This is a genomic window from Mesorhizobium sp. M7D.F.Ca.US.005.01.1.1 (assembly GCF_003952545.1).
Classification (GTDB): domain Bacteria; phylum Pseudomonadota; class Alphaproteobacteria; order Rhizobiales; family Rhizobiaceae; genus Mesorhizobium; species Mesorhizobium loti.
In genome coordinates, this window is record NZ_CP034453.1 from 2582009 (window position 1) to 2595656 (window position 13648).

At 57.3% G+C, this 13648-nt stretch carries 10 protein-coding genes; 5 read left to right on the forward strand and 5 right to left on the reverse strand.

Annotation, left to right across the window (positions count from 1 at the left end; all coding sequences use genetic code 11):
- Positions 1-877: 877 nt before the first annotated feature.
- The gene (locus EJ076_RS35185; RefSeq protein WP_164548615.1) at positions 878-1036 is read right to left on the reverse strand and encodes a hypothetical protein; all 159 of its coding nucleotides are present in this window, start codon (positions 1034-1036) and stop codon (positions 878-880) included.
- Positions 1037-1197: 161 nt separating this feature from the next.
- Complete coding sequence (locus EJ076_RS12535; protein ID WP_126068045.1) at positions 1198-1452, reverse strand: hypothetical protein; 255 nt, start codon at positions 1450-1452, stop codon at positions 1198-1200.
- Between the two features lie 1681 nt (positions 1453-3133).
- On the opposite strand from EJ076_RS12535, the gene EJ076_RS12545 reads away from it, so the two are divergent.
- A complete protein-coding gene (locus tag EJ076_RS12545) occupies positions 3134-3535 on the forward strand; it encodes a hypothetical protein (RefSeq protein ID WP_164548616.1) in 402 nt (133 codons plus the stop codon).
- A 309-nt stretch (positions 3536-3844) separates the two neighbouring features.
- On the opposite strand, the gene EJ076_RS12550 is transcribed toward EJ076_RS12545, so the two are convergent.
- Positions 3845-5851 carry a DUF4838 domain-containing protein gene (locus EJ076_RS12550; RefSeq protein WP_126068048.1) on the reverse strand — a complete coding sequence of 669 codons (2007 nt, stop codon included), beginning with the start codon at positions 5849-5851 and terminating at the stop codon, positions 3845-3847.
- An 884-nt stretch (positions 5852-6735) separates the two neighbouring features.
- The gene (locus EJ076_RS35190) at positions 6736-7335 is read right to left on the reverse strand and encodes a hypothetical protein (protein WP_164548617.1); all 600 of its coding nucleotides are present in this window, start codon (positions 7333-7335) and stop codon (positions 6736-6738) included.
- Positions 7336-7900: 565 nt separating this feature from the next.
- Between EJ076_RS35190 and EJ076_RS12560 the strand changes: the two genes are divergently transcribed.
- The 4 genes from EJ076_RS12560 to EJ076_RS12575 all read left to right on the forward strand — a co-directional run bounded on the left by EJ076_RS12560 (position 7901) and on the right by EJ076_RS12575 (position 12178).
- Entirely contained in the window at positions 7901-8317 is a 417-nt protein-coding gene (locus tag EJ076_RS12560; protein ID WP_109672152.1) for a MucR family transcriptional regulator, read from the forward strand.
- A 375-nt stretch (positions 8318-8692) separates the two neighbouring features.
- Positions 8693-10009, forward strand: coding sequence for a GMC oxidoreductase (locus EJ076_RS12565; protein ID WP_164548618.1), 1317 nt, complete (start codon positions 8693-8695; stop codon positions 10007-10009).
- 502 nt (positions 10010-10511) lie between these two features.
- Positions 10512-11285, forward strand: a complete 774-nt coding sequence (locus EJ076_RS12570; protein ID WP_126068050.1) for a response regulator transcription factor — start codon at positions 10512-10514, stop codon at positions 11283-11285.
- Between the two features lie 128 nt (positions 11286-11413).
- A complete protein-coding gene (locus tag EJ076_RS12575; RefSeq protein ID WP_126068051.1) occupies positions 11414-12178 on the forward strand; it encodes a Crp/Fnr family transcriptional regulator in 765 nt (254 codons plus the stop codon).
- A gap of 32 nt (positions 12179-12210) precedes the next feature.
- Here the strand turns inward: EJ076_RS12575 and EJ076_RS12580 are convergent, their stop codons facing one another.
- Entirely contained in the window at positions 12211-13395 is a 1185-nt protein-coding gene (locus EJ076_RS12580; RefSeq protein ID WP_109672163.1) for an acyltransferase, read from the reverse strand.
- Between the last annotated feature and the right edge of the window lie 253 nt (positions 13396-13648).

The window sequence follows — 13648 nt, forward strand, 5'->3', positions numbered from 1 at the left end:
CCAACGGTGGCGGCTAGAGGAGTTCACCGATTCACGTAGCAACGCTACCCTCGCCATCCAATGCCTCCAGCGTGGAAAAACTAATGCTTCCAAGAATAGGCGCTGTTGCGCATCTCCACTGTCTTGGCGTTACGAGCTTGGCGCTCTGCCTCGATAGTAATTTTGAACGGCCGGCTCCAACCTCTCTCTGTCGACGCGGCAGTGGGTCATGAAAGCCTCCCTTGGCTAACTGACCTTGAATGCCGATCGTATGAAAACGTTCCTGCACAGTATCAGGATGTTAGGTTCGACTGGGACGAATACTAGGTCGTTTCAGTGCAAACGACTCGCATGTGAGTGTACGAAAGCGTACAATGCGTACGTCACCCGCCATTCTAGGCATACGGGTGCTTGGAAGCCAACTCAGGTGCTCCCGCCGCTAAGCGGAGGCTGAAATGGCAGCAGATCAATACAGGTTGACGGCCTTCGATTGCGAGGCTGTACGGAACGCCTTCAGAAAATCCGTCGTGGAAAGACGCATCTCGGGAAGAAATAGGCGCCAATACGCCAGACTTCTCGCGCTCGAACTCACCGAATTGGGTGAAATCGACCCCCACATTCTGAAGTGGATTGTAACGCGCGCGGCATGGAGTGACGGTCATGGGCACTTTTGTTGACCCTTCAGGGACGGTAGACCCGCCTCTTCAATCCTATATTCTTGGTAGCCTCGTACGGCGACGGCGGGGCGCCGTGGTGTCGACCAATGCGATTGTCGCGGAGATCAGATTCGCGCTTCCCGGGTGCCAGGTCGAGGATTCGCAGATGGCAAAGTTCATATCAGAGGCCGCCATGCTGCTCGGTCTGGTCCCGGTCTTCGACCCTGCATGGAAGGGGGACGTCAGCCCTGGTGCGGACCAACGGCTCCCTTGGGTCCGCCGGCACAAAAAAGCCCGCGCCCGTGCGGCACCGGGCCTTGGTTCGCGTGACCAAAGCTAAAAGACTGTCGACGACGGGGAATGGCGATGATTTTTGAAGGCTTCTCATAGCTCTTCTTCATTGTGGCTCCTCGCTATCCCGTAAAAAGAGCCCGCCTGGGAAAAGGCGGGCCAGAGTTTGGAGCTGGGATCAACCAGCATAGGGCTAACGAGCGGGGGACGGGTTGGTTACGCTGGGAGGCGCGACCGTCTGCGAGGTGGCGCACCTTGTGGCAATGGCGTCTCAGTGCACCAGGTAAAACCGTTGACCCGTGTATTGAGCGCCCTCCACCCACAATGCGAGCGCAATGGCTGGCGAACGTCCCTTGACTTCAAAATTGCGGCCCCGATAGCTCCCTGCCGCAATCCATACTGTCTTTGAACGCTGGTAAATCGCGATGCCCCGTGCATTCGCCCAGGCGTAGAGTTCTGCACCATTTCGACCCTTTTCCCAGCCTGGGGCCGATGCTGTCTCTGTATAAGAAAGCTGCGTATCCATATTAGATTAGCCTCCCTAATCTTGATAACGTAAGCGCCGTCTCCAACATCACGGGATGAATGATCGGACTACTCCGTTTCGGTTATGTGTCGACCACTCCACGATCAGGTATCCGCCATAGACAAGAAGGTCCTTCGCCTTGGGTCAGGTGACGGGAGTGATCGCGTCTTGGTCCGATGTGGCTCTTGGCGCCAGCCGTATCGAGATGACCGGCAAGGCTGCCTGAGAGGGACGCTTAGCCGCCTGTCCCGGCCTCTGCGGCGGGAGCTTGGGGTTCCTCTCCGCACCACGCAGATTACGCTTATATTAGCACTCGCGCAACAAGGTTGGCTCTATGCAGGGAGGGTCAACAGACTGGATCTTGACCGTTTGGGCACGGACTCTATGTAGATTGAATTCTAGGATAATACGGGCATTTTTGTGTGATGAGCGGTTTCGAAAGCGGCAAAGTCGAGGTGGAGGTGGCGCCGTTCCGGCCGACTGACAATCGTCGCAAGCATTCCAGGAAAAGTGTGAAGCGGTTTTCCAGGGAAAAGGGCAAAGCACTTTCCCTTGGGAATTGCGTCAAGACAAACGGTTACATCGGCTCGCCGTTTCCGTGAAACGGTGGACTGCTCTAGGTCTTGCCGCGGCTTTATCTGGAACGAATGGCCGGTGGGGCTCGCTGCGTTGGACAGCTTTGCTTTGCGCCACACCGGCCATGCGGGTTGGATTGGGTGTCCCCGCGTTGATCAATTTATAGGCATATTAGCAATAGCGCAAATAAGACTGAAGTCCCATGGAAGTCCAATCGTGGGAATTGGTGGCGGCCAGCTATCTACAGGCAATAGTGGCTCAGCGACGCGGTCGCACGGGCTGTTTGAACGCGTCGTCTGATGCGTAAAAGCAGGCATCTATGTCAAATGCAAAAGACAGCGGCCCAATATGAACATAGACCGGTATATCGCCTAGCGATGGCGAGCACCGTCGTCGGCAATTGTGGAAGCCAGCAGGCCAGAGCCAATGCATCGCGATCACGAAGAGATCTTCTATCGGGCGAATGCTCTTGGCGTCACGATCTTTCAACGTTCAAAAACGGTGTGGGTAGCCACCGGAAGCCACCGGGGTCGCCATTTCGAGGTCAAAGCGCGTTCTCCTGCGATCGTACTCGCATTGTGGATGGAAGCCGCTCAGTACACAGGTCAACGGATTTAGCGCCTCGCAATGACAGGCGCGCCTGGACAGCGATCGCATCTTAGGGATGTTGGAACTTGATCGACCTGCTGTCCTCAAAGTCCGTCCCGGCTCGTGCAGGAAAAATCGGGACGGGAAGTCGGAACCGGAATGTGCCTTGCCCGAAGCGTCGAGCAACCGCGGAATCTACGCACGACAACATTGTCAGATGGTTAACAAATGGTTGCATCTGAACTTTGGGATTTGTCAGGCTGGTGTCAAGAACGCAATGAACAGTCAGATCACACTGGCGATCGAACGCCCGACAATTTTAAATAGATATGTCAGTTTCTACTTGGCCACAGAGCACGCTAAATGGCTCGCCGTTGCCGCCAATGCAGGCGACTGTTGTCGCCTACCGCATCGATTAGCAAGTTCTATGCAGATATCCAAGAAACAGCTAATGCTCCTGTTTTTGAAGGAGGGGTGAGTAAATTTTGATCGGAAATCGATTCACAAATTATAAAACATGCCGCCATCCGTATCATCAGACAAGACTCGATCTTCCGGAAAAAATAAACGACAAGATTCTCAGGGGCTGATTATCACCCTGTTATGGAGGTCTATCATGATCATACGCGTTCTTACCGCAATTTCTCTTGCTGCATCTGTTGCCTCGGTCTCGACGACCAGCTTTGCTGAGTCTTCGACCAAAATTGTATCTGTGGAAGCAGGTAAGGCAGGTCGCGCTGCCGAACCCGGCAAGGCAGGTCGCGCTGCAGAACCCGGCAAGGCCGGCGGTGCTGGTGAAACCGGTGGCAAGGCTGGCGGTGCTGGCGAAACCGGCGGCAAGGCTGGCGGAGGCGGTGAGTCCGGAGGCAAGTCCGGCGGCACTGGAGAAGGTGGCAGCAAGGGTAGCAAGGGCAACTGATCGTCCTATCGATCCTGCCAGATCATTAAAGAGCGCACCTCGCCCGCGTATGCTGGCGGGTGCGTTCAACCTTTTCAAGCTTCCCACCCCGCATGCGGTCGGAAACGCAGGCTGATGCCTTCAAGGGGTGAGGTCGGGATCCTGTCAGGAAAAGTGGCGCAATCGAACGGCGATTGTCGTGCCGCGATTGCTGGAGGCTGGACGACCGCCGCAAGTCGAGCGTCTGCGGTCTTGCCAAAATGCAGCCGCTGGCTGGCGGCCCGGCGGCGAGAACTTCCCTTATGAGCCACTTCCATTCACCGGCGTGCATCACTCCGGATCGGGATCCGGCGATTGGCCTGCCGCGCCTGGAAGCGTCCAACTCGTGCTTTCGACCCACGCGCAGTGATTCAAGTTGGATATCCACATGCGTTCGTTCGCTCGTCGAAATGCCAACAGCGCCTGCAGTTCCACCCTGCCTCTCTCGGAGCTGGATTCTGGATTTCCGAGCGTAAGCTTGGCGGCGGCTAGAGAGCATAACTTCGCGTGCTGCAATCCCAATCGAAGGAATTGCACCCGCATGGACGCCTCCTGATCGCCGTTTGCAGAGGACGCTGCCCTGTCGAGCAATTCTTCGGCTGGTGCAAAACTCTCCTCTGGATAGATCGCATGCGCCGCTTTCGCCCAGCTTCGCCAACGCGACGCCCCAAGAGCCTCAAAGGTGTCATGCAGCCGGGCGCGCCCATCCGACGTATAGGCCTCCCAGAAATCAAAATATTTCCTCACGTCAGCCGCGGCCGGGCCGAAGGCTGAGTAGTATTCGGACAGGAGGGTGCTAGCGGGCACTTCGGGACGGATCTGCAAGCGCAGCAACAGGTAAAGATTTGGGCCCTGTGTCGCCCAATGGCCTGTCAGCGAATCGAAATCGGTCCCGACCATTCCGTTGTTCGCGGCGCTCTGGAATTCGTCGGCGAACTGGGTCGAAAATATGTGCGGCATACAATATCCGTCCAGAAAATAGTTCGCCCGCATGAAAAGCTTAGCTTGTGTGTCCGCCCAACCGCGCCACTGGGTCTTCATCCAGTCTTGCTCGTCGCCGCTTCGGGGATAGAACCAGGATGACGGGCAAAATCCGATCATGATGTTCGGGCCCAATTTTACGCTCGATGTCGGAGCGGCGAAGTAGTTCATATAGGCGTAGCCCACGACAACCGCGTTTGAATTGTATTTCGCAGCGTTCTGCTGGATGGCTTGCCAGGAACGTGCATAACGGTCGGATACGAAAGGCTTGCTGGCAAGCTTCGACTTCGACGGGATGAATTTTCGATAGTTCGGCGGCTCGGGACCATCCAGCGCCTTGCACACATCGCATTCGCATTGGCCAGGGACGTCATTCTCAACAGCGTTGACGAAGGTTGGAAGATGCCCTGGGCGATCGCCTCCATGCTGACGCCACTGCGAGACAATCTCTTCGTGCAGCCCCGGATTGGAAATGCACATTGAGAAGCGCCCCCCCAGCCGTGAGGGGCCTCGTTTGCCGTTGACCAGCTGGAACCATTCTGGATGCTCAGCGCCATACTGCCGCCACCAGTCGACGAAGGCATGGCCGTACTTCGCCGGGATTCGGCGACCCATGCGGTTGCGACGCAGAAATGCAGCCTGGGCGTTCATGTAGTCTTCAGCTGCTGCGGCGGTGAAGCCCATCTCGGGATGATCTTTGGCCCTCAAACCAGCACCCGTGCGCACTTGACGCTGCATGAATCGAGGCGTTACCACGCAATCTTGAAGAGGAACGACTACTGACTCTGCTTTTGGAACAAACGTTCCCAGTTCGCCCGGCCACAGCCACCGAACCGCAAAGTAGCGATCGAGAAGTTCGTAGACGCCGAAGAGCGTTCCCGCCGACGTGTTGACGTCAACAGGACTGCCGCTCGTGTCGTGCCCTGCGATACACAGGTGGCGGCCGACGGTGCGAAGCGCACACGACTCTGGCCCCAAGGCGTCGAAATCGACTCCGGCCTTTCGGGCAAACCGGGTATCGCCCAGAAAGATGTGGGTTTTGCCGAGCCTGGCCGACGTCACCTTGCTCTCGGTCACTGTGGCAGGTTGGAAGCCGGTGGCCTTTTCAATATGCCAGCAGAGTTCCACCGCAGCGTAGTGGACAGAGTCGTTTGGCGTATCGGGGGTGACCAGAGTGACGACGGGTCTGCCTTCCGCCACCAACGTTACACCATCGCCTGGCTGATGGGACGCGTCAGCCGGCTTGCAAACGCCGAGCCAGTGCGACAGGCCTAACAGAGCTCCCTGCGCAAACGTCCTTCGCGACAGTGCAGGCATAACTAGACCCTACCTACGATCATCCAACACGGTGGACCATCTTCTGGTGACTGCGCGAAGTGGCTTGTGGAGCGGTGCAGGCATGGGCGCCATCCGGAGAAAATTACCCGCCGCATGTTGGTACGGCGGGCGATCAAGCGTTGCATACCAAGCGAAGTGGCTGCCGTTGCACGCAGATCATCAGTGAATGGTATCGCCGTAGCCGTATTGATCCCAGATAGCTTTTGGACGTTTCCGCTAAACCTTTGGGCGAGTCTGAAGGACGTTTTTGTCCCTTGGTGGCTTACTGTTTTTCGCGCTTTCCACGTTTGGTAGGTTCGACGCGTACCCCTCGTTCCAGGAGTTCGCTTGCGCCAAGCGGGGGACGAGATCGACAGTAGGGTGTCGGCAAAACCGGCACGGCAGCCGATGGGCAAGTGTTAAAGCCGTCACATTCCATGCAACTCTGGTCTGGCATTGTCGTTGTCATGTGCAGTTGCATGGCGACAGGGCTACAATTCATGGGGGGTAACGACCAGTGGCGAACTGTCGCCAGCTCTCTGGGCGTCACTGTTTATCAGCGCTCAAAGACAGTGTGGATCGTGGCCGGAAAATACAGAGGTCATGATTTTGAGGTGAAAGCTCGTTCGCCAAACATTGCGCTCGCTTTGTGGAAGGAGGCCGCGCGTTATACTGGTTCGGACTGGTGACAACCGACAGGACGGTATTTGCGCATAGAACAGCGGCATGCTTCGTGAGAGATGTGCCGTGCCGGTCGGTGGCGGCGGCGAAGGTGATATTTCCAACGACACAACCTCGACGATGGAGTTGGTTGTTGGACAAGCGGATGCCGGCAAGTGAACAACTCACTTAACGGCATCCGACAGTCTCAGGCGTTTGTCAGTCTAGCCGGCGCCGCCGCTCTTGCCGCTTTCGCCTCCAGCCTTGCCGCCGCTTTCGCCAGCACCGCTGCCCTTGCCGCTTTCGCCGCCAGCTTTGCCGCCGGTCTCGCCAGCGCCGCCAGCTTTGCCGCCGGTCTCGCCAGCGCCGCCAGCTTTGCCGCCGGTCTCGCCAGCGCCGCCAGCTTTGCCGCCGGCTTCGCCAGTGCCTCCAGCCTCGCCAGTGCCTCCAGCCTCGCTTGACGCAGTGCTAAGGGTAGCGCCACCGGTCTCGCCGGCGCCTCCAGCCTTGCCACCGGTCTCGCCGGCGCCTCCAGCCTTGCCACCGGTCTCGCCGGCGCCTCCAGCCTTGCCACCGGTCTCGCCGGCGCCTCCAGCCTTGCCACCGGTCTCGCCGGCGCCTCCAGCCTTGCCACCGGTCTCGCCGGCGCCTCCAGCCTTGCCGCCGGTCTCGCCGGCACCACCAGCCTTGGCGCCGGTCTCACCGGACGAACTTACTAGGACGCCGGACTCTCCAGCGGCGCCGGCATAGGAAATCCCGACCGTGCCCAGAGCAAAGAATGCCCCCACCAGCAACTTCGCCGTCGTTGTAACTTTAGTGGTCATATCGTCTCCTGATATTCGAGCTCCCCCGCATAATTAATAATCGGATTCTCTGGGAAAGGTTATTCAAAATCACGTTTGCCTTGGACACATTTGATGACAGTGTGACACGAGATTACCGATGTATAAATAGGGGATATCTTGAGTAATAAAAAATACAATGGTATCATGCGCCTAGAGTAATTTTGAAACAGTCGCCAAAAATTAGAAGTTAGGACTCCCCAATGGGGTGAAGCATATGCAGGATATTTAAGTGATATCGGGCAGGAGGTGCATCGAGTTCAGCGAATTTCAAGAAAACACCGAGCAAACGCAGCACGCGGACGCGAGGCCGACGAATGGGCGCACCTTGGCCATCACTATCGGTTACCACTTTTGGATGGATTCAGCGCCACCAAGGGCAATTGACAGAAGTGGCGCCTAGAGATGCCATTGAAGGGTTCCAAGCGCGGGGGAGATCAGGGGCGCGTGCTCCCGATTTGATGTTGGACAGTTCGGCAGACGAGCGATCCAAACATGCTCCGCATTTGGCTACGGACGACAACCATCGTCAGCCGAGAGCGGATCCATGGCCCCTGACCCCGTCGATCACCTGGAATCAACTGTCAAGATTGTCTCGGCCTTTGTCAGCAGGAACCGAGCCTCACGTTCTGATCTGGTGGATCTGGTCCAGAATGTCGGCCGCACATTGCAGGCCCTCGCGGGAGGCACGGAAAAAACCAAACCGAAGCTTGTTCCCGCCGTACCAATCAGCAAATCGGTGACCCCGGATTTCATCATTAGCCTGGAGGATGGACGCAGGATGAAATCATTGAAGCGGTATCTGACCTCGATTGGAATGACACCGGCCGATTATCGCAAGAAATGGGGTTTGCCGCCCGACTACCCGTTGGTGGCGCCGAATTTCACCGCACTGCGTTCGCAAGCGGCAAAGAGGATCAGGCTTGGACAGCGGATCGCCAGTGATCAGACCTCACGAACCTGACCGCATTGCTCTGCGGCCATTCAACCTCAGTTCTCCCTTGCGCTGTTCGGGTGATGATTTTGCCGCGCCGGCCGCCTGCTCGCGATTCATGCCGCCATGATAGAGGATTGCGACAGCATTCCCCACGGTACGTGCCTGGAAGCAGATCTGTGCATCGTGGGGGCGGGCGCAGCCGGCTTGGCACTGGCTTCACAGTTTGAAGGAACGCGACATCGTGTATGCATCATCGAGAGCGGCGGGCTGACATACGAACACTGGCGCCAAAGACTTTCGCGCGGCCGCTCTGTAGGCAGACCCTACGAGGCGCTCGACCTTTGCCGTATCCGACAGTTTGGCGGCAGTACCGGCAGAGCTGGTTGGGGCGGGTGGTGCAAGATGCTGGACCACGTCGATTTCGAGGCTCGGTCTTGGATCCCGATGAGCGGATGGCCCGTCGACCGTAACTCGCTTCTCCCCCACTATGAAACGGCGGCCGGTTTGTTGGGCATCGAGGACTTGCAAGCCGAATGGCCGGCCTCTGCAGTTCTGCCTATGAATGGGCCGCTCTTTTCAGAACGATGCTTTCTCAGTCCCATCCCGGATTTGGGGGCGACACTGCGCGCCAGGCTGCAAGCGGCGAAAAATGTGCAGGTTGTCCTGCACGCCACGGCCTTGCGGTTAGACACCGACACATCCGGAAGATGGGTTCGCTCCATCGAGGTGGCCAGTACGCCAGACAGGCGTTTCCGGATCGAAGCACGATCATTTGTGCTGGCCTGCGGCGGGATCGAAAACGCGCGCCTGCTCTTGGTTTCGAACCAGCAGATGCCGAATGGGATAGGCAACCAGCATGACCTCGTTGGCCGCTATTTCATGGAGCATCCCCGCGTAAAATGGGGAAGCCTGCAGATCTGCCGTCCTGACGCCGCCATAGCCTTTCACGTGCCATCCGCTGAGGCTCGCAGGCCCTATCTGTCGCAGGCAAAACACTGTGACGTGACCGCTGCGTTCGGACTGGCGCTGCGCCCAGAGATTCGGGAAAGTGAACGCCTTCTCGGCTCCCGGACGTGGATCAAGCCGGGACCTTGCGCCAACGATTGGGATGGTTCCGAAGCGTTGCATTATCTTGCTTTCTGGCTGCGGAAGGGACGCCTGCATCGTGACCTTATCAAGAGTGGCCGCACCATCCTTCGCCATCCCGCAGGATCCATCGCGTCGGCTATCGACCGCATCGGGCGCTCACGCCGGTGGGCAGGGCACTTCCACTTTGATACCATCCTCGAACAGGAACCGGACCCGGAAAGCCGGGTCACGCTGGATACAAGGCTTGACGAATTCGGTCTCCCGCGCGTGAAGCTGGAATGGAGGGTGGGACCTCTCGTTCGGCGCACACTTCAGCGAGTGCAGACGATCGTCACCGACGAGATGCGGATGTTGGGGCACAGAAGCGATGTCCTAGCTTGCGCCCACGGGACCCCAGCCTACGGGGACGATATCCCATACCGATGGGTCAGGCACCACATGGGCACAACGAGGATGAGCAACGACCCGCGGACTGGCGTGGTCGATGCCACGTGCCAGGTGCACGGCCTCGCGAACCTTTTCGTCGCCGGGAGTTCCGTCTTTCCCACCGGGGGGAATGACATGCCCACCCTGACGATTGTTGCACTCGCCATTAAGTTGGGCCGGCACCTTCAGCAGTGGCTCGAGTAGGGATCAATTTCGCGTTCGCAGAGCCAAATTGACGGAGGCTGCGCGCGGAGGCGTCACCCGTCTCTCGGCTCGTTGCTTGAAAATCGAATGCACGCGATTCCAAGGATAAACTTTCGTATCACAATGATACAACTGCAAGTTTACTTGATATACTTTGAAGGCAGATGCGAGCGTTTACAACTCTGAAACTCGCTTCGAGTGAGATTCCTGCCGGCAGTTGGTTACAGACAGCATCGGGTGCAGCCCGGTACCCTTCGGGTTGATGGTACACCTTTTGGTGGAGCCGGCCACAACCTCACGACATCTGCCTTTCTCCGGTCTAATCCTATCAAAAATATGCGATTATATTCATGCTGTGCGTTTTGTCACACCGCCTCTGGAATCTGCAAGTTATTACTAATGCATTAAGGAGGTCATTAAGGAGGTGGGTTTTCGAAGGCGGATTCTCCGTTGGGGTGAATTCCGCTCGTGTTGAGTTGAACCTTTGGGTTGGGGATAAGCCATGACAATTCTGTCCAATACCGATCAGCCGGTCAAAATCGATCTGGCTGCTTATTCACCTGTTGCCAATGTCAATCATGTCGGACCTGCCCCCTTCCGGGGGGAGTTGGAGATCGCGATTATCGATGACAGGCCGCTGATGTGCGACTGCTTCGCCAGTAGTCTTGAGCTCATCGAGCCATCCTTTCGCATCCAGCGCTATCCGACCGTCGAAGCGTTCGACGCCGCCAGTCAAGAGGAGACCGAACGCGTTTCCACCGTCCTGCTCTGTGTCATGTGGTCGAACTCTCAAGCAGACTATCATCTTTCGCGGATTGCCCATCTCAAGGCGACGAGACCATCTCTGGGAATCGTGATGCTGTCGGATATCGAAAGCCTTGATGATATTCTCAAAGCAGTAGAAAGCGGCTCGCGCGGCTACATCCCAACGAGCGTCAGCTTGCAGGTTGCGGCAAAGGCGATTCAGCTTGTCGCCGCCGGTGGCACTTTCATACCGCCCAGTGTTCTCTTTAATTCGGGCCAGGCGATCAAGGACAGCCAACCAGCCAAGCAGCCGCAAGGCGACAATGTTTTCACGTCACGCCAGATGGCGGTGATCGAAGCGTTGCGTCGAGGCAAGGCCAACAAGGTGATCGCGTACGAGCTCAACATGTGCGAAAGCACAGTTAAGGTGCACATTCGCAATGTCATGAAAAAGCTTCGCGCGAGGAACCGGACCGAGGTAGCCTACATCCTTAACACAACGCCTTATGAGGGTGTGAGCATACGGAATTGAGGCATGGCTGCGCCTCGGTCAAGAAGTGATGAGTTTTTTGCCCGCGGCAACGATGCCGGTTGGCGTCAGCAGGCCCTCGATCTAGAGGGCCTGCGTACGACTCGACATTTTGCAGGGGGCAAGAAGAAGTGAAACAACCGTCCGATCGTTTTTCGGCTTCGCAGACGGAGAGGGAGACCACTCCCGCAGCCGACAGAAACACGTCACAAAATCCGGATCTGAGCGATATCGAGCATTTCCACGCTGTTCGTCCTTCCACGCTGGCCGAGATGAACCGCCGCTGTCACTGGTTCCACCTTGAAGACGGTGATGTCTTGATCCCGGCCGGTGAAAGGGTCGATCGAGTCTTTTTTCTTTTGACGGGCGAGCTTCGCTTCCCTGTCTATACCCGTACAGGCAAAATAGTCTGGCTCCCGTCAGCGCACCAGGGATCACTCGTCAATGGAGTGGCGTTGAGCGGTGATCTTCTTGTGGTGCCTTATTCGATTGAAGCCGCGGGACCGTGCACCATCGCCTCCATCGGAAATCGGGCCTTCCTGGATATTGTCAAGAACGATCCCGAGGCGCTTCAGGCCATCGTCCAAATGTTGGTCGAACGCCAGCATGCGCTTGTCGAGCATATCGTCGAGCTCTCGACGCTCAGCGTTCGATCGCGCGTGCACAGCGAATTGCTGCGCTTATGTGTCGAACATATCGACAATGACGGTTCGGCTGTGATTTCTCCTATTCCCACGCATACGGATTTGGCCAATCGCATCGGCACGCATCGCGAAGCCGTAGCCCGCGAACTCAGCTACCTGCAGAGTGTCGGGATAGTGCTGCGCCGCGCAAAAGAGCTTTATGTGCCCGATTTGTCCCGGTTGACGGATTTGCTGTCCAAGTCTGACGATTAATCAGTTGTGCCATGGACTGCGCAGCGACGGCGTTACCCTCGCGGCCATGCGAATCGTTTGGTCCCTAAGCCAAGCCACGACCGGACTGCATTCGGCTGCGATGTCGAGCGGTAGATCTTCTGACGATAGACGAACTCATAGGGCCATAGCTCCAGGGTGCGGTTCGCGAAATGCGTGAGTATCCACGTGATCGCGCTCGCCACCACAACGAAGGCGCCCATCGAGACGACGACGTTGGCGGTGAAGAGGTGAGCGTGCGAAAAGATGGAGCGGGTCAGAAAATAGGTATAGGGGTGCACTAGGTACAGGCTGTAGCTGACCGTTCCGAAGTAGCGAAGAAGCCGATTGCCGAGAACCAGCGCCGTCAAGCTGTTTCGCGACACCGCAAGGCAGAAGTACAGCGCTGTCGCGGCGACCAGCACTGGCACTTCGGCATTCTGGAAATCGGACCAGTGATAATCGTAGTGGCCGCGGGCGGATAGAAGGACACAAGTTGCCAGGGCCGCGCTCTCGGCGAGCCGATGGTGACCAACACGCACCCATTCATATCGATCGAAGGCGAGTCGGATCAGCCCGCCCGCGACGAAATACAAGGCAATCGGGTATCTGGCGATAAAGAACGCTGCAAGCAGACTCAAAACGGCGATGCCGAGCTTGCTGGGGCGATGAATCGCGAGGAACACGAAGGCGCCGGTAAACACATAGAACCAGACCTCGAAGGTCAGGCTCCAGGCATTCGGCGTCAGCTGCTCTGTGTGGGTGAAAAGATTCAGGAACGTCAGTCCCGCGACAATTGCGGTGAAATTGTTGGTGTCGGGATAAAGGTTCGTTGCGGCGTTCAGCGCGACGTACAGCACGCTGAGAACGAAGAACAGCGGATAGACGCGCAGGAACCGTCGGGCAGCAAACTCACGCGGACTGTAGTGCAGCGCACTAGGAAGGATAACGAAGCCGCTGATGGCGAAGAAAAGGCACACCCCGAAGGTGCCGAAATTCCAGAAGGGGCCAATGGCAGCGACATAGGCCGAATTCGAGGCGTAGATGTGCTCCGCCGTGCCCCCTAGGAGATGCGCGAAGAACACCATCAGCGAAGCAACACCGCGAAGCCCGTGCGCAGCCACATTGAATGACTTGTCGGAAGTTGGCTTCTCGGAGGCTTCGCGCAGAAAATGCTGCGCATCCGATGAATTCCGAGGATGGGGATGCACAACAGCCATTTGAGCCTCAAATTGGACCCCGCAGACCGCTACACCCTACATCAATCCAGGTTTCGCACTGCTTGGGAATTCGAAGGACACCCCTGCCCAAAAGTAGTGGGCTGCCACAGAAACCTTCACCGGATGATCAAATAGCGGCCTGCGGCACCCGACGCCGACGCAGGCGTCATCCTCGTTGCTGGAGAGAGCCGAACCGCAACCCAGGCACCCTGATTGCCTCGAACAGTTGCGCGCGGGGGAAATTCTTCGATCT